The sequence below is a fragment of the Burkholderia sp. NRF60-BP8 genome (assembly GCF_001522585.2).
GTDB lineage: Bacteria > Pseudomonadota > Gammaproteobacteria > Burkholderiales > Burkholderiaceae > Burkholderia.
The window spans coordinates 288,776-311,605 of sequence record NZ_CP013373.1; the positions used below are offsets into that span (position 1 = coordinate 288,776).

The following is a 22,830-nucleotide window of genomic DNA, read 5'->3' on the forward strand; positions in this document are numbered from 1 at the left end:
TGTGTGACGGCGAGAAACCGTCGGGCGCCGCGACGCGATGCCGCTCAACGTTCGTCGAAGCTCACGACGACCTTGTCGCTGATCGGGTGGCACTGGCACGTGAGCACGAAGCCGTCCTTCACTTCGTGGTCCTCGAGCGTGTAGTTCTTCTCCATCCGCACTTCGCCTTCGACCACCTTCGCGCGGCACGTGCAGCACACGCCGCCCTTGCACGCGTACGGCAGCGCGAGGCCGGCGCGCAGGCCCACGTCGAGCAGGCTCACGCCTTCGTACGGCAAACGCAGCTTGCGTTTCTTGCCGTCGAGCACGATTTCGAGGTCGGCGGCCGGCGTCTGGTCGGTGATCTCGACGACCGGCGCGCCGGCCTGCGGCAGCGGCGTGCCGAAGCGCTCGACGTGCACCTTCGCCTGCGGCACGCCGGCCGCCTTCAGCGCGGCTTCGGCGGCGTCCATCATCGGCGCCGGGCCGCAGATGAACGCCTCGTCGATCGCGTCGGCCGGCGTCAGCGTCGCGAGGAACTCCGCGCACTTCGCCTGATCGAGCACGCCGTTGAACAGCTCGACGTCCTGCAGGTCGTCGGACAGCACGTGATAGAGGACGAAGCGGTTCATGTAGCGGTTCTTCAGGTCCTCGAGCTCCTCCGCGAACATGATCGCGTCGACGCTGCGGTTGCCGTAGATCAGCGTGAACGTGCTGCGCGGCTCGAGTTCGAGCGTCGTCTTCACGATCGCGAGCACCGGCGTGATCCCCGAGCCGCCGGAAAACGCGACGTACTGCTTGCCGTGGTCGGCGTTCAGGTGCGTGAAGAAGCGGCCGTCCGGCGTCATCACGTCGATCGTGTGGCCGGGCTTCAGCGTGTCGAACGCGAAGTTCGAGAAGCGGCCGCCGCGCACGCGCTTGATGCCGATGCGCAGTTCGCCGTCACGGTCGTAGTCCGTCGTGCCGACGCAGATCGAATACGAGCGGCGCGTCTCCTCGCCGTCGATGTGGGTCTTCAGCGTGACGAACTGGCCCTGCGTGAAGCGGTACGCGTCGCGCAGCTCGGGCGGCACGTCGAACGAGACGGTCACGGCGTTGGCGGTCTCGGGCCGCACGTCGCGGATACGCAGCGGATGAAATTGCGGGGTCGCCATATTCAGTAGGGTTTGAAGTAGTCGAAGGGTTCGCGGCAGTCGACGCAGCGATACAGCGCCTTGCAGGCCGTGGACGCGAATTGCGCGAGACGCTCGGTGCGCGCGGAGCCGCAGCGCGGGCAGGCGGGCGCCGCGACCGGCCGCGGCACGAAGCGCACGACGTTCTCCCGCGGCGCGGCGCTGCCGCACTGGCCGGCCGGCGGCGCGATGCCGTACGCGCGCAGCTTGTCGCGCGCTTCCTGCGTGATCCAGTCGGTCGTCCACGCGGGCGCGAGCACCGTCTCGATCCGGTGCGGCGGCAGATCGGCGGCCTGCAGCGCGGCGGCGATGTCCTCGGCGATCTGCGACATCGCCGGGCAGCCCGAGTAGGTCGGCGTGATCACGACTTCGAGCCGGCCGTCGTCCGCGCGGCGGACGTCGCGCAGGATGCCGAGCTCGCGGATCGACACGACCGGGATCTCCGGGTCGGGCACGGCTTCCAGCACGTCCCACGCACGGGCGAGCAGCGGATCGTCGCGGTGCGTGGCGGGGGCGGGGGCAGCGGTCTGGGCGGACATCGTCGGGCTCCGTGGCGTGGGCCGGTTACCAGCTCGCGCCGGGGTGCTGGCGCGCGAGGCTCTGCATTTCCGCGAGCAGATAGCCCATGTGTTCCGAGTGCTCGCCCCGCTTGCCGGTCGTCACATGCTTCACCGGCGCCGGCAGCGTCAGCGTGGCCTCCGCGAGCGCGTCGTCCACGTCCGCGCGCCACGCGGCCTCGATTGCGGCCGGTGCCGGGCCGATGCCCGCGGCGGCGATCGCGTCGTCGATCGCATCGGCGGCGAAGCATTCGCGCGTGTACGGCATCAGGTAGTCGAGCGCGGCCTGCGCGCGGCGGTGCGATTCGTCGGTGCCGTCGCCGAGGCGCACGAGCCATTCGCGCGCATGCTGGACGTGATAGCGGGTTTCCTTCACCGATTTCGCGGCGATCGCAGCCAGTTGCGTGTCGGTCGACGTTTCCAGCGCGCTCCATACGTGCAGCATCAGCGCCGCGTACAGGAAGTTGCGCACGATCGTCACCGCGTAGTCCTTGTCGGCGTGCGCGGTGCCGGACACCGGGCCGTAGTGCGGCAACTCGGCGAGCGTGAAATTCGCGAACTCGCGCTCGGTGCGGAAGTACGCGTAGTCGTCCTCGGTCTTCGTCGCGCCGGTGAGCTGGCGCTCGAGTTCGGCCGCGTGCGTATACAGCATGCGCGCCTGGCCGATGAGGTCGAGGCTCATGTTGGTGAGCGCGATGTCTTCCTCGAGGATCGGGCCGTGGCCGCACCATTCGGCGTTGCGCTGACCGAGGATCAGCGCGTTGTCCGCGAGGCGCAGCACGTAGGAGAGGTGTTCGGGCGTGATCGTCATGGCGCGCGCGTTACATGTGGTTGACTTCGTCGGGCAGCGTATAGAACGTCGGGTGACGGTAGATCTTGTCGCCCGCCGGCTCGAACAGTTCGGCCTTTTCGTTCGGATCCGACGCGGTGATCGCCGACGACGGCACCACCCAGATGCTCACGCCTTCCTGGCGACGCGTGTAGACGTCGCGCGCCATGCGCAGCGCCATCGTCGCGTCGGCGGCGTGCAGGCTGCCGCAATGCTTGTGGTCGAGGCCCTGCTTGCTGCGCACGAACACTTCCCAGATCGGCCATTCCTTGTTCATCGCTTTCTCCTGATTCCTGAATTCGAGGGGTGCCGCTCAGGCGGCGTGCTGTTCGGCGCGGGCGCGGCGCTTCGCTTCGTGCGCGAGCGCGGCTTCGCGCACCCAGGCGCCGTCCTCGTGTGCTTTCACGCGAGTCGCGAGGCGCTCCTTGTTGCACGGGCCGTCGCCGTTGACCACGCGCCAGAATTCGTCCCAGTCGATCGTGCCGTAGTCGTGGTGGCCGCGCGCCTCGTTCCATTTCAGGTCGGGGTCGGGCAGCGTCACGCCGAGCACCTTCGCCTGGTCGACCGTCGCGTCGACGAATTTCTGCCGCAGATCGTCGTTCGAGATCCGCTTGATGCCCCATTTCGCGGACTGGCTGCTGTGGACCGAATCGGCGTCGCTCGGGCCGAACATCATCAGCACCGGCCACCACCAGCGGTCGACGGCCTGCTGGACCATCGCGTGCTGCGCGTCGCTGCCCTTCATCATCGACAGCAGCGCATCGAAACCCTGGCGCTGGTGAAACGACTCTTCCTTGCACACGCGGATCATCGCGCGCGCGTACGGGCCGTACGTGCAGCGGCACAGCGGGATCTGGTTCATGATCGCGGCGCCGTCGACCAGCCAGCCGATCACGCCGACGTCGGCCCAGGTCGGCGTCGGATAGTTGAAGATGCTCGAGTATTTCGCCTTGCCGGCGTGCAGTGCGTCGATCAGCGCATCGCGCGATACGCCGAGCGTTTCGGCCGCACTGTAAAGATAGAGGCCGTGGCCGGCTTCGTCCTGCACCTTCGCGAGCAGGATCGCCTTGCGCTTCAGGCTCGGCGCGCGCGAGATCCAGTTGCCTTCCGGCAGCATGCCGACGACTTCGGAATGCGCATGCTGCGAGATCTGGCGTACCAGCGTCTTGCGATACGCGTCGGGCATCCAGTCCTGCGGTTCGATCTTGCCGTCCGCGGCCATCACCGCATCGAACCGCGCCTGCTCGGGCGACTCGGCTGCGGCGTCGAGCGGCGCGACGTTGCCGGGGATGTCGAGGGATTGCGTGTACATGGCGAAAGCTCTCGTCCGGTTGAATGTGTTGCGAAGTATAAACCAACCGACCGGTCGGTTAATAAATTTCTTGAGGATTTGCAGCGAGACTCGGGTAAACGAGGGGAATTGGGTGGAGATCAGGCGCCGCGAGTGCGGCCTCGCAAGTGAGCCTCGCGTCTTCTGCGGCACAATGCCCGCTTTCCGATGAGGATTTTGCCGATGTCATTTCGAAGCAGTTTCGCCGCGGTAGCGCTGGGCGCGGCCGTGTTCGTGTCGCCGCTTGCGGCGTCGGCCGCGCCGGCCGGTTGGGTCGCCGCGTGGGCGACCGCGCTGCAGCCGATTCCCGATCTCGCCTCCCCGCCGCCGCTCTACCGCGCCCCCGACGTGGCCGGGCGGACCGTGCGCCAGATCGTCTACCCGACCGTGTCGGGGCGGGCCGCGCGGATTCGCGTGAGCAACGCATACGGTCGTGCGCCGCTGGTCGTCGAGGCCGCGAGCCTTGCGCGCGCCGGCGAAGGGGCGGCACTGGCCGGCGGCGCGGCGGTGCCGGTGCGGTTCGGCGGCAAGGCGTCGGTGACGCTCGCACCGGGTCAGGAGCTCGAAAGCGATCCGGTGACGATCGACGTGACGGCCGCGCAGCCGTATGCGATCGATCTCCGGATGGGGCCGAACCAGCGGATGACGGTCTGGCATCGCGTGTCGAACCAGTTCAACTATGTGTCTGGGCCCGGCGATCATGTGAGCGATCCGGCCGCCGTCGCGTTCCGCACCCATTTTACTCAATATGCGTGGGTGACCGAGCTGGCCGTCGAAGTCGGTTCCGCGCATGCCAGCGTCGCCGCGATCGGCGACTCCATCACCGATGGGCTGCGCTCCAGCGTGAACCGGAACCGTCGCTGGCCCGACGCGCTCGCGCGCCGGTTGATGGCGTCGGGCGCCGATTCGATCGGTGTCGTGAATCTCGGCATCAGCGGGAACCGGTTGCTCAGCGATTCCGCGTGTTACGGCACGTCGCTGGCGTCGCGGTTCGAGCGTGACGCGCTGTCGCGCTCGGGCGTGAAGGCGGCGATCGTGCTGATCGGGATCAACGACATCAACTTCGCGGCGATGCCGCCGCGCGCGGGGCTCGACTGCGATCACCCGCATACGCAGGTGACGGCCGCGTCGTTGATCGACGGCTATCGCCGGCTGATCGAGGCGGCGCACCGACAGGGCGTGAAGGTCTTCGGCGCGACGCTCACGCCGGCGGCGTTGCCGGCCGGACGCGAAGCGATTCGGCTCGAGGTGAACCGGTGGATCCGCAGCGGCGGCGGGTTCGACGGCGTGGTGGATTTCGACGCGGTGCTGCGCGATCCGGCGCGCCCGAGCGTGCTGCAGCGCCGATACGATAGCGGCGACGGTATCCATCCGAGCGATGCGGGCTATGCGGCGATGGCCGACGCGGTGCCGATCGAGCAACTGCGGGCTGCGGCGGGCGGCAAGTGACGCGCTTCTAGCTTCTATATATAGAGAGAAAGATTGCCGACGGCCTGCGAGCCGATAGCGCGACATCGTGCGTCGCACCCTGGCCTCCGTGCGCGGTAGCACACGGGGGCTTTTTCAAACTTTCTTCACAAAAGGCTTGCGCGGACGGGGGCGGATGCATAGAATCACGCCTCTTTCGCGCTAACGGAAACGCGGTGCGGAAGGAAGGGAAGCGGTGCTGTTGGAGTTCGGAAGTAGCGAGCCCGACGGCGCAGAAAGATGGCCCCGCAGTCGCAACGATGTAGTGCAGAAAGTTGTTGACGAGCTGCGAAACACGGTTCATAATCTCGCTTCTCTGCTGCTGAAAACGCAGCGCTGCCGGGAAACTTCAGGTTCCCTCGCAGAATGCTCTTTAAAAATTAACAGCCGATAAGTGTGGGCGCTTGATGAAAGCGAGCTGATCCTCGGATCAGATAGCAAAAGTATCAAGAGTCTCACACTAAAGTAAGTCAGGTTTATGAAGTGATTCATATTCCTGTCAGCTTTGAGTGAGCGACCGGTTCTTAACTGAACCGAAAACAGTAACAGGTTTGAACTGAAGAGTTTGATCCTGGCTCAGATTGAACGCTGGCGGCATGCCTTACACATGCAAGTCGAACGGCAGCACGGGTGCTTGCACCTGGTGGCGAGTGGCGAACGGGTGAGTAATACATCGGAACATGTCCTGTAGTGGGGGATAGCCCGGCGAAAGCCGGATTAATACCGCATACGATCCACGGATGAAAGCGGGGGACCTTCGGGCCTCGCGCTATAGGGTTGGCCGATGGCTGATTAGCTAGTTGGTGGGGTAAAGGCCTACCAAGGCGACGATCAGTAGCTGGTCTGAGAGGACGACCAGCCACACTGGGACTGAGACACGGCCCAGACTCCTACGGGAGGCAGCAGTGGGGAATTTTGGACAATGGGCGAAAGCCTGATCCAGCAATGCCGCGTGTGTGAAGAAGGCCTTCGGGTTGTAAAGCACTTTTGTCCGGAAAGAAATCCCTGGCTCTAATACGGTCGGGGGATGACGGTACCGGAAGAATAAGCACCGGCTAACTACGTGCCAGCAGCCGCGGTAATACGTAGGGTGCAAGCGTTAATCGGAATTACTGGGCGTAAAGCGTGCGCAGGCGGTTTGCTAAGACCGATGTGAAATCCCCGGGCTCAACCTGGGAACTGCATTGGTGACTGGCAGGCTAGAGTATGGCAGAGGGGGGTAGAATTCCACGTGTAGCAGTGAAATGCGTAGAGATGTGGAGGAATACCGATGGCGAAGGCAGCCCCCTGGGCCAATACTGACGCTCATGCACGAAAGCGTGGGGAGCAAACAGGATTAGATACCCTGGTAGTCCACGCCCTAAACGATGTCAACTAGTTGTTGGGGATTCATTTCCTTAGTAACGTAGCTAACGCGTGAAGTTGACCGCCTGGGGAGTACGGTCGCAAGATTAAAACTCAAAGGAATTGACGGGGACCCGCACAAGCGGTGGATGATGTGGATTAATTCGATGCAACGCGAAAAACCTTACCTACCCTTGACATGGTCGGAATCCTGCTGAGAGGCGGGAGTGCTCGAAAGAGAACCGGCGCACAGGTGCTGCATGGCTGTCGTCAGCTCGTGTCGTGAGATGTTGGGTTAAGTCCCGCAACGAGCGCAACCCTTGTCCTTAGTTGCTACGCAAGAGCACTCTAAGGAGACTGCCGGTGACAAACCGGAGGAAGGTGGGGATGACGTCAAGTCCTCATGGCCCTTATGGGTAGGGCTTCACACGTCATACAATGGTCGGAACAGAGGGTTGCCAACCCGCGAGGGGGAGCTAATCCCAGAAAACCGATCGTAGTCCGGATTGCACTCTGCAACTCGAGTGCATGAAGCTGGAATCGCTAGTAATCGCGGATCAGCATGCCGCGGTGAATACGTTCCCGGGTCTTGTACACACCGCCCGTCACACCATGGGAGTGGGTTTTACCAGAAGTGGCTAGTCTAACCGCAAGGAGGACGGTCACCACGGTAGGATTCATGACTGGGGTGAAGTCGTAACAAGGTAGCCGTATCGGAAGGTGCGGCTGGATCACCTCCTTTCCAGAGCTATCTCGCGAAGTTGAGCGCTCACGCTTATCGGCTGTAAATTTAAAGACAGACTCAGGGGTCTGTAGCTCAGTCGGTTAGAGCACCGTCTTGATAAGGCGGGGGTCGTTGGTTCGAATCCAACCAGACCCACCATTGTCTGACGTGTCGGTGATCGTTAGCGCTTTAGCGCTTACGAGCATCCCATGCCGGCAGGCTGTAGGTACACCTGAGGCATCTGTACTCATGGGGGCATAGCTCAGCTGGGAGAGCACCTGCTTTGCAAGCAGGGGGTCGTCGGTTCGATCCCGTCTGCCTCCACCAATCTTCAATGCGAAGTGCTTGGTTCGAAAGCGAACCGAGGATTTGGCATTGGCGATTGAGCCAGTCAGAGGATATCAACAGATATCGGCTGTCGTTCTTTAACAATCTGGAAGAAGTAAGTAATTTGGATAGTGGAAGCGTCTTTGAGATGGACGTGGAAACTATCCGGGTTGTGATTGTATCGATGTATCTCAAGATGATTCGAACTTCATGTTCGGCTCAATTTGGAATACGGCACACACGTAGTGTGGGCTCCGCGTAAGTGCTAAAGCACTAACGCTGAGCGACACGCGAGAACTCAACCTGTAGCGACTGTAGCGTCGAAAGATGAGACAGACTCGTTATAGGGTCAAGCGAACAAGTGCATGTGGTGGATGCCTTGGCGATCACAGGCGATGAAGGACGCGGTAGCCTGCGAAAAGCCCCGGGGAGCTGGCAAACAAGCTTTGATCCGGGGATATCCGAATGGGGAAACCCACTCCTTATGGAGTATCCATGGCTGAATACATAGGCCATGTGAAGCGAACGCGGTGAACTGAAACATCTAAGTAACCGCAGGAAAAGAAATCAACCGAGATTCCCAAAGTAGTGGCGAGCGAAATGGGATGAGCCTTGCACTCTTTATTTGTATTGTTAGCCGAACGCTCTGGAAAGTGCGGCCATAGCAGGTGATAGCCCTGTAGGCGAAAACAGTATGAAAGAACTAGGTGTGCGACAAGTAGGGCGGGACACGTGAAATCCTGTCTGAAGATGGGGGGACCATCCTCCAAGGCTAAATACTCGTGATCGACCGATAGTGAACCAGTACCGTGAGGGAAAGGCGAAAAGAACCCCGGGAGGGGAGTGAAATAGATCCTGAAACCGCATGCATACAAACAGTCGGAGCCTCGCAAGGGGTGACGGCGTACCTTTTGTATAATGGGTCAGCGACTTACGTTCAGTAGCAAGCTTAACCGTATAGGGCAGGCGTAGCGAAAGCGAGTCCGAATAGGGCGTTCAGTTGCTGGGCGTAGACCCGAAACCAGGTGATCTATCCATGGCCAGGATGAAGGTGCGGTAACACGTACTGGAGGTCCGAACCCACTAACGTTGAAAAGTTAGGGGATGAGCTGTGGATAGGGGTGAAAGGCTAAACAAACCTGGAAATAGCTGGTTCTCTCCGAAAACTATTTAGGTAGTGCCTCGTGTCTCACCTTCGGGGGTAGAGCACTGTCATGGTTGGGGGGTCTATTGCAGATTACCCCGCCATAGCAAACTCCGAATACCGAAGAGTGCAATCACGGGAGACAGACATCGGGTGCTAACGTCCGGTGTCAAGAGGGAAACAACCCAGACCGCCAGCTAAGGTCCCCAAATATAGCTAAGTGGGAAACGAAGTGGGAAGGCTAAAACAGTCAGGAGGTTGGCTTAGAAGCAGCCACCCTTTAAAGAAAGCGTAATAGCTCACTGATCGAGTCGTCCTGCGCGGAAGATGTAACGGGGCTAAGCTATATACCGAAGCTGCGGATGCGAGCTTGCTCGCATGGTAGGAGAGCGTTCCGTAAGCCTGCGAAGGTGCGTTGAAAAGCGTGCTGGAGGTATCGGAAGTGCGAATGCTGACATGAGTAGCGATAAAGGGGGTGAAAGGCCCCCTCGCCGTAAGCCCAAGGTTTCCTACGCAACGTTCATCGGCGTAGGGTGAGTCGGCCCCTAAGGCGAGGCAGAAATGCGTAGCTGATGGGAAGCAGGTCAATATTCCTGCACCGTCGTTAGATGCGATGGGGGGACGGATCGCGGAAGGTTGTCCGGGTGTTGGAAGTCCCGGTCGCTGCATTGGAGAAGGCGCTTAGGCAAATCCGGGCGCAGGATTCAAGGGTGTGGCGCGAGCGACTTAGGTCGCGAAGCAATTGGAAGTGGTTCCAAGAAAAGCCTCTAAGCTTCAGTCTAACGATGACCGTACCGCAAACCGACACAGGTGGGCGAGATGAGTATTCTAAGGCGCTTGAGAGAACTCGGGAGAAGGAACTCGGCAAATTGGTACCGTAACTTCGGGATAAGGTACGCCCTTGTAGCTTGACTGGCCTGCGCCAGGAGGGTGAAGGGGTTGCAATAAACTGGTGGCTGCGACTGTTTAATAAAAACACAGCACTCTGCAAACACGAAAGTGGACGTATAGGGTGTGACGCCTGCCCGGTGCCGGAAGATTAAATGATGGGGTGCAAGCTCTTGATTGAAGTCCCGGTAAACGGCGGCCGTAACTATAACGGTCCTAAGGTAGCGAAATTCCTTGTCGGGTAAGTTCCGACCTGCACGAATGGCGTAACGATGGCCACACTGTCTCCTCCCGAGACTCAGCGAAGTTGAAGTGTTTGTGATGATGCAATCTACCCGCGGCTAGACGGAAAGACCCCATGAACCTTTACTGTAGCTTTGCATTGGACTTTGAACCGATCTGTGTAGGATAGGTGGGAGGCTATGAAACCGGAACGCTAGTTTCGGTGGAGCCGTCCTTGAAATACCACCCTGGTTTGTTTGAGGTTCTAACCTTGGCCCGTGATCCGGGTCGGGGACAGTGCATGGTAGGCAGTTTGACTGGGGCGGTCTCCTCCCAAAGCGTAACGGAGGAGTACGAAGGTACGCTAGGTACGGTCGGAAATCGTGCTGATAGTGCAATGGCATAAGCGTGCTTAACTGCGAGACCGACAAGTCGAGCAGGTGCGAAAGCAGGTCATAGTGATCCGGTGGTTCTGTATGGAAGGGCCATCGCTCAACGGATAAAAGGTACTCTGGGGATAACAGGCTGATACCGCCCAAGAGTTCATATCGACGGCGGTGTTTGGCACCTCGATGTCGGCTCATCTCATCCTGGGGCTGTAGCCGGTCCCAAGGGTATGGCTGTTCGCCATTTAAAGAGGTACGTGAGCTGGGTTTAAAACGTCGTGAGACAGTTTGGTCCCTATCTGCCGTGGGCGTTGGATATTTGAAGGGGGCTGCTCCTAGTACGAGAGGACCGGAGTGGACGAACCTCTGGTGTACCGGTTGTCACGCCAGTGGCATCGCCGGGTAGCTATGTTCGGAAGAGATAACCGCTGAAAGCATCTAAGCGGGAAACTCGCCTTAAGATGAGATATCCCTGGAGGCTAGACCTCCTTGAAGGGTCGTTCGAGACCAGGACGTTGATAGGTCGGGTGTGTAAGCGCAGTAATGCGTTCAGCTAACCGATACTAATTGCCCGTAAGGCTTGATCCTATAACAAGTCTGCCTTAACAGGACTTGTTGATTCTCGTGTGCGATACACACAACTCGAAATTACTGCTTCTTCCCGGATTGGTTGCGCTGCGAAGCAACGCAACAACCCTCTTTGCCTGATGACCATAGCGAGTCGGTCCCACCCCTTCCCATCCCGAACAGGACCGTGAAACGACTCTACGCCGATGATAGTGCGGATTCCCGTGTGAAAGTAGGTAATCGTCAGGCTCCCTAAGCCAAGAACCCCCGCCCGATCAGGCGGGGGTTTTTGCATTTCGGCGCCCAAAAAAACATGCGGAGAAGCGCCGTTGTGGCAGGAGCTGGATGTCGACCGAAGGTGTCGGCTAAAATCGGAATCACCTCCACGAAATTGGCGCAAATGCACCTCGCCTCTCGGGGTGCCTGCACGCCAGCAATGGGTGTTGCTGCACGCACGGTCCTCTTACTTCTCGTTTGCGTGGGTGGTCATCAGATGCGCAACGAGAAATCGCCTTGGCACTTCTCCGTGGCAATCTCCGCCCGGCCCTTGCGCGGAACCGACGCCAACGAGATGTTGCGAGTTCTCCTCATCCGATAATCGATCGGTGCGCGTCGATCGCCGGTGTATTTGGCCCATCTTCTACCTCGGTACGCTATGGCTATCGTCTGGCAGCGGGATGTGTCTCGCGCTCGCTCTGTCCCCCCGCGCGTAGTTGGCAAGAACGGGCAGAATGTCGGCGCTCTCAGCCCCTCTCGTCGCCGCTGGTAAACGTTCGTTCCCCATGAAACCACGCGACTGAACTGCGTCAAGAGACGAACGATGTCGCTATCAAGCGCTACTTTTAGTCTATTCGCCGCATTTCACCTCTAAATAGACGTATCGGCGCGTGACCCACGCCTGAATCATCGGGGCAGGAGGTGCCCCCAGTCGACGATCGGCCGCGCCGTGTGCGTATCGCGGGCCAAAGAAGATCAAAGGTCGGCGCGGTTCTTCTCGATGGTCAGCTGCGGACCGTCCTGCCATGCGTAAATTTTCTTGATGAGCGTGGCAGCATCGCCTGCGTGGCCTCGCGCTTTTCCCATCGGTGTGAAGGGCGTGCTGTTTGCGTCGACGCCTGGAGCGAGGCTTGTATGTGTCGTATTCGGATCGCCGAACGGAGGGCCTCCCGCAGCGGGGACTGTGTGCTGTGTTTCGGCCGTGATTCCGGGTCAGCTCGAGCATTGCCGGGCAGTGCTCGTCGGATGTCGATGCTCCGGCGCCACATATCGGCTTTCCGACGTCTTCGGGAGTGGGAGGCATGGCCGAGGGTACTGGCGCCGAACCCAGCGCCGGCATTTGCGCCCAGCTGGACGAGTCGGGCACTGTACGAGCGGTTGCGGGTTGCGTGTACGCTGACGAGTCGCTGCGGTAAGTCGCTCCGACGACGACGCTGGGCGACTTGCACGACGATACGCGGCGGCGCCGACCAGCGGAACATTCGATGCGGCACCAAGGGGTGGAGCGGCCGGAACAGGGAGCTCGTCGTCACCAGGTAGCGGCCATCATCACATCGAGGCATGCAGAACCGCCGGATACATCCCGCGAGACGTCGTTGGGCCATCCCACTCCGTCCATCAGTTGTGCCGCGCGCTAGTCGACGCCCATCCAACCCCCCAAAAGCGCCCGGGACTTCGATCGCGACCGTTGAGCCGCTCCGAGCACCGAGCGCGCCTCGGTGTCCCGCAGTTCAGCGGTGAGCCACGCTGCTGTTGGATCACCAGATCAGTATCGAGCGGCACCAGGAGTCTGCCGAAGCCGTGGAATGTCCCGTTGCGACCCCAAAGGAATGCCGTTCCGGAGCAAGCGGGCATATGCGGAGGCGGGCAGGCGATTCCTGCAGGAATCGCCATCGAATCTCTCGCGAACCCCCGGCGCAGGCTCGCCGAGTCGGCCCGGCACGAAATTTGCCGAAATTTTGTGCGTACCGCTTGGCATTGCGCGAAAGAGGCCGTATGATGGCGGTCTTTCGTTTTTAGCGCAGATGCAGATCGGCGTTGAAGACGGAGTCTGACGAAGATGTGGCACCGATCGGCAACATCTCGCGCTTGCCTTAGCCGGGCGAGGGCGGGGATCGGTGGGAAGCGGAAGTCGGGAAGAGAATGAAAATAATCTTCCGGATGTGCTTGACAGGAGTGCGATGCACCCCCATAATCGTCAGTTCTCTACGGAGGGGTGCCCGAGTGGCTAAAGGGGGCAGACTGTAAATCTGTTGGCTTACGCCTACGTTGGTTCGAATCCAACCTCCTCCACCAAGATATCAGCGCAGTGAGCGGTAAGGAATCGTTAGTGGCCCGTGCGGGTGTAGCTCAATGGTAGAGCAGAAGCCTTCCAAGCTTACGACGAGGGTTCGATTCCCTTCACCCGCTCCAGACCGCTAAGTTGAAGCGTAGCGCCCATGTGGCTCAGTGGTAGAGCACTCCCTTGGTAAGGGAGAGGTCGGCAGTTCGATCCTGCCCATGGGCACCAGCAGTAAAAAGTCAGTGTCTTGTTTGCGCGCGGCGCAACCTGTGAAATTCCTTTTTGGAGTTGAAAATGGCCAAGGAAAAGTTTGAGCGGACCAAGCCGCACGTGAACGTTGGTACGATTGGTCACGTTGACCACGGCAAGACGACGCTGACGGCAGCGATCACGACGGTTCTGACGAAGAAGTTCGGCGGCGAAGCGAAGGCGTACGACCAGATCGACGCGGCACCGGAAGAAAAGGCGCGCGGCATCACGATCAACACGGCGCACGTCGAGTACGAAACGGCTAACCGCCACTACGCCCACGTCGACTGCCCGGGCCACGCTGACTATGTGAAGAACATGATCACGGGTGCGGCGCAGATGGACGGCGCGATCCTGGTTTGCTCGGCAGCAGACGGCCCGATGCCGCAAACGCGCGAGCACATCCTGCTGGCACGTCAGGTTGGCGTTCCGTACATCATCGTGTTCCTGAACAAGTGCGACATGGTGGACGACGCGGAACTGCTCGAGCTGGTCGAGATGGAAGTTCGCGAACTGCTGTCGAAGTACGACTTCCCGGGCGACGACACGCCGATCGTGAAGGGTTCGGCAAAGCTGGCGCTGGAAGGCGACACGGGCGAGCTGGGCGAAGTGGCGATCATGAACCTGGCAGACGCACTGGACACGTACATCCCGACGCCGGAGCGTGCGGTTGACGGCGCGTTCCTGATGCCGGTGGAAGACGTGTTCTCGATCTCGGGCCGCGGTACGGTGGTGACGGGTCGTGTCGAGCGCGGCATCATCAAGGTCGGCGAGGAAATCGAAATCGTCGGTATCAAGCCGACGGTGAAGACGACCTGCACGGGCGTTGAAATGTTCCGCAAGCTGCTGGACCAAGGTCAGGCAGGCGACAACGTGGGTATCCTGCTGCGCGGCACGAAGCGTGAAGACGTGGAGCGCGGCCAGGTTCTGGCGAAGCCGGGTTCGATCACGCCGCACACGCACTTCACGGCTGAAGTGTACGTGCTGAGCAAGGACGAAGGCGGCCGTCACACGCCGTTCTTCAACAACTACCGTCCGCAGTTCTACTTCCGTACGACGGACGTGACGGGCTCGATCGAGCTGCCGAAGGACAAGGAAATGGTGATGCCGGGCGACAACGTGTCGATCACGGTGAAGCTGATCGCTCCGATCGCGATGGAAGAAGGTCTGCGCTTCGCAATCCGCGAAGGCGGCCGTACGGTCGGCGCCGGCGTAGTCGCCAAGATCATCGAGTAAGCCAGTTATTCGTTGATCGACAGTTTTGGGGCTGGCAGCAGCCAGCCCCAGCATGGTTTAGGGGTATAGCTCAACTGGCAGAGCGTCGGTCTCCAAAACCGAAGGTTGGGGGTTCGATTCCCTCTGCCCCTGCCAAAAATCGCCACGTGTCCTACGTGGCATTTGTTTTAAGGTGTTATGGCGAATCCATCCGTCGAAACTGTAAATACCTCCGGCGATAAGCTGATGCTGGCCCTGGGCGTATTGCTGGTCTTGGCCGGATTCGTGGGCTTCTTCTGGCTGGCCAATCAGCAGTGGTATGTCCGCGGTGCCGCGTTGGCGGTAGGTATCATCGCCGGCGTGGCCGTCGGGCTCATGTCCGCTCCTGGCAAGGGTCTCATCGCGTTTGCCAAGGATTCGTACAAGGAAGTCCGGAAGGTCGTGTGGCCCACCCGCAAGGAAGCAACGCAAACCACACTCGTCGTGTTCGGTTTCGTGCTCGTGATGGCGATTTTCCTCTGGTTGAGCGACAAATCGATCGAATGGGTGATTTTCTCGGCGATTCTGGGTTGGAAATGATATGAGCGATACTCCGGCATCCCCGAGCGGAAAACGTTGGTACGTCGTGCACGCCTACTCCGGTATGGAGAAGAGCGTGCAACGTGCGCTTCAAGAGCGCATCGAGCGTGCCGGCATGCAGGACAAATTCGGTCAGATCCTGGTCCCGACCGAAGAAGTGGTTGAAGTCAAAGGCGGTCACAAGGCTGTGACCGAGCGTCGTTTCTTCCCTGGCTACGTGCTGGTGGAAATGGAAATGACGGACGAAACGTGGCACCTCGTGAAGAACACCGCGAAGGTCACCGGTTTCGTCGGTGGGGCACGTAACCGCCCGACCCCGATTTCCCCGAAGGAAGTCGAGAAGATCATGTCGCAGATGCAGGAAGGCGTCGAAAAACCGCGCCCGAAGACCCTGTTCGAAGTCGGCGAGATGGTGCGCGTCAAGGAAGGCCCGTTCACGGACTTCAACGGCACCGTCGAAGAAGTCAACTACGAGAAATCGCGCGTGCGTGTGTCGGTCACCATTTTTGGCCGCTCCACCCCCGTCGAACTCGAGTTCGGTCAGGTCGAAAAAGTTTGATCCCGATTCGGTGGGCAGCCTAGGCTGCCCACCTTCGCGCTTACGGCCCGCGTCATGGCCGTTGAGGAGCGTCAGTAGCCAGCGGCGAAAGCGCGTTATCACTCACCGAACGCCTTCCCCGGCGTTCCAATGAGGTTTCAAATGGCAAAGAAGATTATCGGCTTTATCAAGCTGCAGATCCCTGCAGGTAAAGCCAACCCGTCGCCGCCGGTCGGTCCGGCACTGGGCCAGCGCGGCCTGAACATCATGGAGTTCTGCAAGGCGTTCAACGCGCAGACTCAAGGCATGGAGCCGGGTCTGCCGGTGCCGGTGGTCATCACGGCATTCGCTGACAAGAGCTTCACGTTCGTGATGAAGACGCCGCCGGCGACCGTCCTGATCAAGAAGGCGGCGAAGGTGGACAAGGGTTCGAGCAAGCCGCACACCGACAAGGTCGGTTCGATCACGCGCGCTCAAGCCGAAGAAATCGCGAAGACCAAGATGCCGGACCTTACGGCAGCTGATCTGGACGCAGCCGTTCGCACCATCGCTGGTAGCGCACGCTCGATGGGTATCACTGTGGAGGGCGTGTAAATGGCTAAGATCTCCAAGCGCCGTCAGGCATTTGCCGCCAAGGTCGACCGTCAGAAGCTGTACGCGATCGAAGACGCACTGAGCCTCGTGAAGGAATGCGCGAGCGCGAAGTTCGACGAGTCGATCGACGTCGCAGTCCAACTCGGCATCGATGCGAAGAAGTCGGACCAAGTCGTGCGTGGTTCGGTCGTTCTGCCGGCAGGTACGGGCAAGTCGGTTCGCGTTGCCGTGTTCGCGCAAGGCGAGAAGGCCGAGCAGGCTCGTGCAGCAGGCGCGGAAATCGTCGGTATGGAAGACCTGGCAGAGCAGATCAAGGCTGGCCAGATGGACTTCGACATCGTGATCGCTTCGCCGGACACGATGCGTATCGTCGGTACGCTCGGCCAGATCCTCGGCCCGCGCGGCCTGATGCCGAACCCGAAGGTCGGTACGGTCACGCCGGACGTCGCAACCGCCGTCAAGAACGCGAAGGCTGGTCAGGTGCAATTCCGTGTCGACAAGGCCGGTATCATCCACGCGACCATCGGCCGTGCATCGTTCGAGCCGACCGCGCTGCGTTCGAACCTGTCGGCGCTGATCGACGCGCTGCAGAAGGCAAAGCCGGCAACGAGCAAGGGCGTGTACCTGCGCAAGATCGCACTGTCGAGCACGATGGGCGTCGGCGTGCGTGTCGACCAGGCTACGCTGGCAGCACAGTAAGCAAGTATTCGGGCCGCTTCGTTCGCGAAGCGGCCCACATGGGCTTTGGGCGGTTGTTCGTGCAGCAAGGCGGACAACCGGTTATCAAAGACCGTTGGTGGGGCGCAGCAGTCAGGTGATCCCTTAATTCAAGCCAACGCAGATGGCGAACCCGAAAAAGTTTTGCAGTGGTGAAGCCGCAGGCCGCGAAGCGATTCGCGGCGTGAGGTGGAAATACTCCTAACGAGGTCGGACGCCGTTGTTGAACGAGGTACGTGAGGTTTCGACCATGCCGGTCGCGCCCAACGTATCGTTTCTGGAGGCTAACCGTGCCGCTTAATAGAGAAGACAAGCAAGCCGTCGTCGCTGAGGTTTCCGCGCAAGTCGCGAAGGCCCAGACCGTTGTGCTGGCTGAGTATCGTGGAATTGCGGTTGGCGATCTGACCAAGCTGCGCGCGCAAGCGCGTGAGAAACAGGTGTACCTGCGCGTGTTGAAGAACACGCTGGCGCGTCGCGCCGTTGAAGGTACCCCGTTTGCTCCGCTGGCAGAGCAGATGACTGGTCCGCTGATCTACGGCATCTCGGAAGATGCAATTGCCGCTGCTAAGGTCGTCAACGACTTCAGCAAGAGCAATGACAAGTTGGTCATCAAGGCTGGTTCGTTCGATGGCAAGGTGATGGACAAGGCTGGCGTGCAAGCGCTGGCAAGCATCCCGAGCCGTGAAGAACTGCTCTCGAAGCTGCTGTTCGTTATGCAAGCGCCTGTTTCGGGCTTCGCGCGTGCTCTGGCCGCGCTGGCCGAGAAGAAGCAAGCGGAAGCTGCGTAATCGAGCGTGCATCAGCGTCACTGATCGCTGGCTGTATCCGAATTCAATTTAGGAGTATTTCAAATGGCAATCGCAAAAGAAGACATCCTGGCAGCAGTCGAAGGGATGACCGTTCTGGAACTGAACGAACTGGTCAAGGCGTTCGAAGAGAAGTTTGGCGTGTCGGCAGCTGCAGTGGCAGTCGCTGGCCCGGCAGGCGGCGGCGCAGCTGCAGCAGCAGAAGAGAAGACCGAATTCACGGTCGTCCTGGCTGAAGCCGGCGCCAACAAGGTTTCGGTCATCAAGGCCGTTCGCGAACTGACGGGCCTGGGCCTGAAGGAAGCGAAGGACCTGGTTGACGGTGCACCGAAGCCCATCAAGGAAGGCGTCGACAAGGCTGCTGCTGAAGAAGCCAAGAAGAAGCTGGAAGAAGCTGGCGCGAAGGTCGAAGTCAAGTAAGTTTCGGCGCGCTGTGCGAAGGCTGGCGGTATTTTCACCGCCGGCCTTTTTGTGCTTTGTGGGGACGTTATTCTGGCACTCATTCGGGAGCCCGAATAATCGGCCCCAGAAGCCAAAGAAAACCGCCTGATCGTTGTGATGCATCACGCACGATTGGCGGTTCTCTTTGTCTTCTGAAGCGACTGCAGAAGGCAAGTTTGGTCGGGTAGCGGGCAACACAGGCATCCGCTGCCGTCAGCCAGCGGTTGGTAGCGGCCAACCACCAAGCTTCTCGGCTCGTTCAAGCCGTCGAACGGCCATCGGGTCTCAGTCGGTGAACACTCGGGTTTGAAACGTCCAGGTATTCCGCCTCGATAGCACCCGCCGTGATTCGGAGATCGTATGCAATATTCCTTCACCGAGAAGAAGCGCATTCGCAAGAGTTTCGCGAAGCGCCCCATCGTTCACCAAGTTCCGTTCTTGCTGGCTACTCAGCTTGAATCATTCAGCACGTTTCTGCAAGCCGATGTGCCGGCGACGCAACGCAAGCCTGAAGGTTTGCAGGCCGCGTTCACATCGGTATTTCCCATTGTTTCGCACAACGGTTTCGCGCGCCTCGAGTTCGTGAGCTATGCGCTGTCCTCGCCGGCATTCAACATCAAGGAATGTCAGCAGCGTGGCCTGACGTACTGCTCCGCGCTGCGCGCGAAGGTCCGCCTCGTCATCCTCGACAAGGAATCGCCGAACAAGCCGGTCGTCAAGGAAGTGAAGGAGCAGGAAGTGTACATGGGCGAAATTCCGCTCATGACGCCGACGGGCTCGTTCGTCATCAACGGCACCGAGCGTGTCATCGTCTCGCAGCTGCACCGTTCGCCGGGCGTGTTCTTCGAACACGACAAGGGCAAGACGCACAGCTCGGGCAAGCTGCTGTTCTCGGCACGGATCATTCCGTACCGCGGCTCGTGGCTCGACTTCGAATTCGATCCGAAGGACATCCTGTACTTCCGCGTCGACCGTCGCCGCAAGATGCCGGTCACGATCCTGCTGAAGGCCATCGGTCTCACGCCGGAACAGATCCTCGCGAACTTCTTCGTGTTCGACAACTTCACGCTGATGGACGAAGGCGCGCAACTCGAGTTCGTGCCCGAGCGCCTGCGTGGCGAAGTCGCGCGTTTCGACATCACGGATCGCGACGGCAAGGTCATCGTCCAGAAGGACAAGCGGATCAACGCGAAGCACATTCGCGACCTCGAAGCCGCGAAGACCAAGTTCATCTCGGTGCCGGAAGACTATCTGCTCGGCCGCGTGCTGGCGAAGAACGTCGTCGACGGCGACACCGGCGAAGTGATCGCGAGCGCGAACGACGAAGTCACGGAAAGCGTGCTCGAGAAGCTGCGCGAAGCGGGTATCAAGGACATTCAGACGCTCTACACGAACGATCTGGATCAAGGTCCGTACATCTCGTCGACGCTGCGTGTCGACGAAACGACCGACAAGACGGCCGCGCGCATCGCGATCTACCGCATGATGCGCCCGGGCGAGCCGCCGACCGAAGAAGCGGTCGAGGCCCTGTTCAACCGTCTGTTCTACAGCGAAGAAGCGTACGACCTGTCGAAGGTCGGCCGCATGAAGTTCAACCGCCGCGTCGGCCGTGACGAGATCGTCGGCCCGATGACGCTGCAGGACGACGACATCCTCGCGACGATCAAGATCCTCGTCGAGCTGCGCAACGGCAAGGGCGAAGTGGACGATATCGACCACCTCGGCAACCGTCGCGTGCGTTGCGTCGGCGAACTGGCGGAAAACCAGTTCCGCGCGGGCCTCGTGCGTGTCGAGCGCGCGGTCAAGGAACGCCTCGGCCAGGCCGAAAGCGAAAACCTGATGCCGCACGACCTGATCAACTCGAAGCCGATTTCGTCGGCGATCCGCGAGTTCTTCGGTTCGTCGCAGCTGTCGCAGTTCATGGACCAGACCAACCCGCTGTCGGAAATCACGCACAAGCGCCGTGTTTCCGCACTGGGCCCGGGCGGTCTGACGCGCGAGCGCGCAGGCTTCGAAGTGCGCGACGTGCACCCGACCCACTACGGCCGCGTGTGCCCGATCGAGACGCCGGAAGGTCCGAACATCGGTCTGATCAACTCGCTCGCGCTGTACGCGCACCTGAACGAGTACGGCTTCCTCGAGACGCCGTACCGCAAGGTCGTGGACGGCAAGGTGACCGACCAGATCGACTACCTGTCGGCGATCGAGGAAGGCCGTTACATGATCGCGCAGGCGAACGCCGCGATCGACGAAGACGGCCGACTGATCGACGAACTCGTGTCGTCGCGTGAAGCCGGCGAAACGATGATGGTCACGCCGGACCGTATCCAGTACATGGACGTCGCGCCGTCGCAGATCGTGTCGGTCGCAGCGTCGCTGATCCCGTTCCTCGAGCACGACGACGCGAACCGTGCACTGATGGGTTCGAACATGCAGCGTCAGGCCGTGCCGTGTCTGCGTCCGGAAAAGCCGGTCGTCGGGACGGGCATCGAGCGCACCTGCGCGGTCGACTCGGGCACGACGGTCCAGGCGTTCCGCGGCGGCGTCGTCGACTACGTCGATGCAGGCCGTATCGTGATTCGCGTGAACGACGACGAAGCGGTCGCGGGTGAAGTCGGTGTCGACATCTACAACCTGATCAAGTACACGCGTTCGAACCAGAACACGAACATCAACCAGCGTCCGATCGTGAAGATGGGCGACAAGGTCTCGCGCGGCGACGTGCTGGCCGACGGCGCCTCGACGGACCTGGGCGAGCTCGCGCTCGGCCAGAACATGCTGATCGCGTTCATGCCGTGGAACGGCTACAACTTCGAGGATTCGATCCTGATCTCGGAGAAGGTGGTCGCGGACGATCGCTACACGTCGATCCACATCGAAGAGCTGAACGTCGTTGCACGCGACACGAAGCTCGGGCCGGAAGAAATCACGCGCGACATCTCGAACCTGGCGGAAGTCCAGCTCGGCCGTCTCGACGAATCGGGCATCGTGTACATCGGTGCCGAAGTCGAAGCGGGCGACGTGCTGGTCGGCAAGGTCACGCCGAAGGGCGAGACCCAGCTGACGCCGGAAGAGAAGCTGCTGCGCGCGATCTTCGGCGAGAAGGCGTCGGACGTGAAGGACACGTCGCTGCGCGTGCCGTCGGGCATGAGCGGTACCGTGATCGACGTCCAGGTGTTCACGCGCGAAGGCATCCAGCGCGACAAGCGTGCGCAACAGATCATCGACGATGAACTGAAGCGTTACCGCCTCGACCTGAACGACCAGCTGCGCATCGTGGAAGGCGACGCGTTCCAGCGTCTCGCCCGCATGCTCGTGGGCAAGGTCGCGAACGGCGGTCCGAAGAAGCTCGCGAAGGGCACGAAGATCGACCAGGCTTACCTGGAAGACCTCGACCATTACCACTGGTTCGACATCCGCCTGGCGGACGACGAAGCAGCGGCGCAGCTCGAAGCGATCAAGAACTCGATCGAGGAAAAGCGTCACCAGTTCGACCTCGCGTTCGAAGAGAAGCGCAAGAAGCTCACGCAAGGCGACGAACTGCCGCCAGGCGTGCTGAAGATGGTCAAGGTGTACCTGGCGGTGAAGCGCCGTCTGCAGCCTGGCGACAAGATGGCAGGTCGCCACGGTAACAAGGGTGTCGTGTCGAAGATCGTCCCGATCGAAGACATGCCGTACATGGCCGACGGCCGTCCGGCAGACGTCGTGCTGAACCCGCTCGGCGTGCCGTCGCGGATGAACGTGGGTCAGGTTCTGGAAGTGCACCTCGGCTGGGCCGCGAAGGGCCTCGGCTGGCGTATCGGCGAAATGCTGCAGCGTCAGGCGAAGATCGAGGAGTTGCGCGCGTTCCTGACGAAGATCTACAACGAGTCGGGCCGCCAGGAAGATCTGGAAAGCTTCACCGACGACGAGATCCTCGAACTCGCGAAGAACCTGCGCGAAGGCGTGCCGTTCGCGACGCCGGTGTTCGACGGTGCGACCGAGGAAGAAATGGGCAAGATGCTCGACCTCGCGTTCCCGGACGACATCGCCGAACAGCTCGGCATGAACCCGTCGAAGAACCAGGTCCGCCTGTACGACGGCCGCACGGGTGAAATGTTCGAACGTCGCGTGACGCTCGGCTACATGCACTACCTGAAGCTGCACCACCTGGTCGACGACAAGATGCACGCGCGTTCGACCGGCCCGTACTCGCTCGTCACGCAGCAGCCGCTGGGCGGTAAGGCGCAGTTCGGCGGCCAGCGTTTCGGTGAAATGGAAGTGTGGGCACTCGAAGCGTACGGCGCGTCCTACGTGCTGCAGGAAATGCTGACGGTGAAGTCGGACGACGTGACCGGCCGGACGAAGGTGTACGAAAACCTCGTCAAGGGCGATCACGTGATCGATGCAGGCATGCCGGAATCCTTCAACGTGCTCGTGAAGGAAATCCGCTCGCTCGGTATCGATATCGATCTCGACCGCAATTAATCGGACTACG

General features: G+C 60.6%; 14 protein-coding genes, 6 tRNA genes and 3 rRNA genes. 18 read left to right on the top strand and 5 right to left on the bottom strand.

Annotated elements, in window-relative coordinates:
• Positions 1-44: 44 nt before the first annotated feature.
• From paaE to paaA, 5 genes are read right to left on the bottom strand one after another with little or no spacing between them, the layout of a single operon-like run.
• Positions 45-1,133: a 1,2-phenylacetyl-CoA epoxidase subunit PaaE gene (paaE, locus tag WS54_RS14365; RefSeq protein ID WP_059780349.1), complete on the bottom strand. Its 1,089-nt coding sequence runs from the start codon at positions 1,131-1,133 to the stop codon at positions 45-47.
• Between the two features lie 2 nt (positions 1,134-1,135).
• Complete coding sequence (gene paaD / locus WS54_RS14370; protein WP_034209524.1) at positions 1,136-1,690, bottom strand: 1,2-phenylacetyl-CoA epoxidase subunit PaaD; 555 nt, start codon at positions 1,688-1,690, stop codon at positions 1,136-1,138.
• Between the two features lie 25 nt (positions 1,691-1,715).
• Positions 1,716-2,519 (bottom strand): 1,2-phenylacetyl-CoA epoxidase subunit PaaC, encoded by an 804-nt coding sequence (gene paaC / locus WS54_RS14375; RefSeq protein WP_059780348.1) that lies wholly within the window; start codon positions 2,517-2,519, stop codon positions 1,716-1,718.
• 10 nt (positions 2,520-2,529) lie between these two features.
• Positions 2,530-2,814 (bottom strand): 1,2-phenylacetyl-CoA epoxidase subunit PaaB, encoded by a 285-nt coding sequence (paaB, locus tag WS54_RS14380; protein WP_034188015.1) that lies wholly within the window; start codon positions 2,812-2,814, stop codon positions 2,530-2,532.
• Positions 2,815-2,850: 36 nt separating this feature from the next.
• Positions 2,851-3,849, bottom strand: coding sequence for a 1,2-phenylacetyl-CoA epoxidase subunit PaaA (gene paaA, locus WS54_RS14385; RefSeq protein WP_059780347.1), 999 nt, complete (start codon positions 3,847-3,849; stop codon positions 2,851-2,853).
• A gap of 201 nt (positions 3,850-4,050) precedes the next feature.
• Between paaA and WS54_RS14390 the strand changes: the two genes are divergently transcribed.
• The 18 genes from WS54_RS14390 (at position 4,051) to rpoB (ending at position 22,820) form a co-directional block, all read left to right on the top strand.
• Complete coding sequence (locus WS54_RS14390) at positions 4,051-5,316, top strand: SGNH/GDSL hydrolase family protein (RefSeq protein ID WP_059780346.1); 1,266 nt, start codon at positions 4,051-4,053, stop codon at positions 5,314-5,316.
• Between the two features lie 571 nt (positions 5,317-5,887).
• Positions 5,888-7,420: ribosomal RNA gene (locus WS54_RS14400) — 16S ribosomal RNA — on the top strand.
• Positions 7,421-7,484: 64 nt separating this feature from the next.
• Positions 7,485-7,561 (top strand) — tRNA-Ile (locus WS54_RS14405).
• A 92-nt stretch (positions 7,562-7,653) separates the two neighbouring features.
• Positions 7,654-7,729: transfer RNA gene (locus WS54_RS14410), tRNA-Ala, on the top strand.
• Between the two features lie 347 nt (positions 7,730-8,076).
• A 23S ribosomal RNA gene (locus WS54_RS14415) occupies positions 8,077-10,957 on the top strand.
• 115 nt (positions 10,958-11,072) lie between these two features.
• Positions 11,073-11,185 (top strand): 5S ribosomal RNA (gene rrf / locus WS54_RS14420).
• The 16S, 23S and 5S rRNA genes sit together here with 2 tRNA genes alongside, the layout of an rRNA operon.
• A gap of 1,957 nt (positions 11,186-13,142) precedes the next feature.
• Positions 13,143-13,228: transfer RNA gene (locus tag WS54_RS14425), tRNA-Tyr, on the top strand.
• A gap of 43 nt (positions 13,229-13,271) precedes the next feature.
• Positions 13,272-13,345: transfer RNA gene (locus tag WS54_RS14430), tRNA-Gly, on the top strand.
• Between the two features lie 22 nt (positions 13,346-13,367).
• Positions 13,368-13,442 (top strand) — tRNA-Thr (locus WS54_RS14435).
• 66 nt (positions 13,443-13,508) lie between these two features.
• Complete coding sequence (gene tuf, locus WS54_RS14440; protein WP_034209732.1) at positions 13,509-14,699, top strand: elongation factor Tu; 1,191 nt, start codon at positions 13,509-13,511, stop codon at positions 14,697-14,699.
• A gap of 59 nt (positions 14,700-14,758) precedes the next feature.
• Positions 14,759-14,834: transfer RNA gene (locus tag WS54_RS14445), tRNA-Trp, on the top strand.
• A gap of 42 nt (positions 14,835-14,876) precedes the next feature.
• Positions 14,877-15,257: a preprotein translocase subunit SecE gene (secE, locus tag WS54_RS14450; protein ID WP_006753590.1), complete on the top strand. Its 381-nt coding sequence runs from the start codon at positions 14,877-14,879 to the stop codon at positions 15,255-15,257.
• Position 15,258: 1 nt separating this feature from the next.
• Positions 15,259-15,816 carry a transcription termination/antitermination protein NusG gene (nusG, locus tag WS54_RS14455; protein ID WP_006400672.1) on the top strand — a complete coding sequence of 186 codons (558 nt, stop codon included), beginning with the start codon at positions 15,259-15,261 and terminating at the stop codon, positions 15,814-15,816.
• Between the two features lie 141 nt (positions 15,817-15,957).
• Entirely contained in the window at positions 15,958-16,389 is a 432-nt protein-coding gene (gene rplK, locus WS54_RS14460) for a 50S ribosomal protein L11 (protein WP_006477201.1), read from the top strand.
• Positions 16,390-17,088, top strand: coding sequence for a 50S ribosomal protein L1 (gene rplA / locus WS54_RS14465; protein ID WP_034209724.1), 699 nt, complete (start codon positions 16,390-16,392; stop codon positions 17,086-17,088). It begins immediately after the preceding gene.
• A gap of 308 nt (positions 17,089-17,396) precedes the next feature.
• Complete coding sequence (gene rplJ / locus WS54_RS14470) at positions 17,397-17,894, top strand: 50S ribosomal protein L10 (protein WP_034209725.1); 498 nt, start codon at positions 17,397-17,399, stop codon at positions 17,892-17,894.
• A 63-nt stretch (positions 17,895-17,957) separates the two neighbouring features.
• Positions 17,958-18,332, top strand: coding sequence for a 50S ribosomal protein L7/L12 (gene rplL / locus WS54_RS14475; RefSeq protein ID WP_006482911.1), 375 nt, complete (start codon positions 17,958-17,960; stop codon positions 18,330-18,332).
• Positions 18,333-18,713: 381 nt separating this feature from the next.
• The gene (gene rpoB, locus WS54_RS14480) at positions 18,714-22,820 is read left to right on the top strand and encodes a DNA-directed RNA polymerase subunit beta (protein WP_034209726.1); all 4,107 of its coding nucleotides are present in this window, start codon (positions 18,714-18,716) and stop codon (positions 22,818-22,820) included.
• The last annotated feature ends 10 nt before the right edge of the window (positions 22,821-22,830 follow it).

Coding starts and splice junctions, on each gene's coding strand:
- secE (WP_006753590.1), top strand. CDS start 14,877: ATGGCGAATCCATCCGTCGAAACTGTAAATACCTCCGGCGATAAGCTG.
- rplK (WP_006477201.1), top strand. CDS start 15,958: ATGGCAAAGAAGATTATCGGCTTTATCAAGCTGCAGATCCCTGCAGGT.
- WS54_RS14390 (WP_059780346.1), top strand. CDS start 4,051: ATGTCATTTCGAAGCAGTTTCGCCGCGGTAGCGCTGGGCGCGGCCGTG.
- tuf (WP_034209732.1), top strand. CDS start 13,509: ATGGCCAAGGAAAAGTTTGAGCGGACCAAGCCGCACGTGAACGTTGGT.
- paaA (WP_059780347.1), bottom strand. CDS start 3,849: ATGTACACGCAATCCCTCGACATCCCCGGCAACGTCGCGCCGCTCGAC.
- nusG (WP_006400672.1), top strand. CDS start 15,259: ATGAGCGATACTCCGGCATCCCCGAGCGGAAAACGTTGGTACGTCGTG.
- paaE (WP_059780349.1), bottom strand. CDS start 1,133: ATGGCGACCCCGCAATTTCATCCGCTGCGTATCCGCGACGTGCGGCCC.
- rplL (WP_006482911.1), top strand. CDS start 17,958: ATGGCAATCGCAAAAGAAGACATCCTGGCAGCAGTCGAAGGGATGACC.
- rpoB (WP_034209726.1), top strand. CDS start 18,714: ATGCAATATTCCTTCACCGAGAAGAAGCGCATTCGCAAGAGTTTCGCG.
- paaD (WP_034209524.1), bottom strand. CDS start 1,690: ATGTCCGCCCAGACCGCTGCCCCCGCCCCCGCCACGCACCGCGACGAT.
- paaB (WP_034188015.1), bottom strand. CDS start 2,814: ATGAACAAGGAATGGCCGATCTGGGAAGTGTTCGTGCGCAGCAAGCAG.
- paaC (WP_059780348.1), bottom strand. CDS start 2,519: ATGACGATCACGCCCGAACACCTCTCCTACGTGCTGCGCCTCGCGGAC.
- rplA (WP_034209724.1), top strand. CDS start 16,390: ATGGCTAAGATCTCCAAGCGCCGTCAGGCATTTGCCGCCAAGGTCGAC.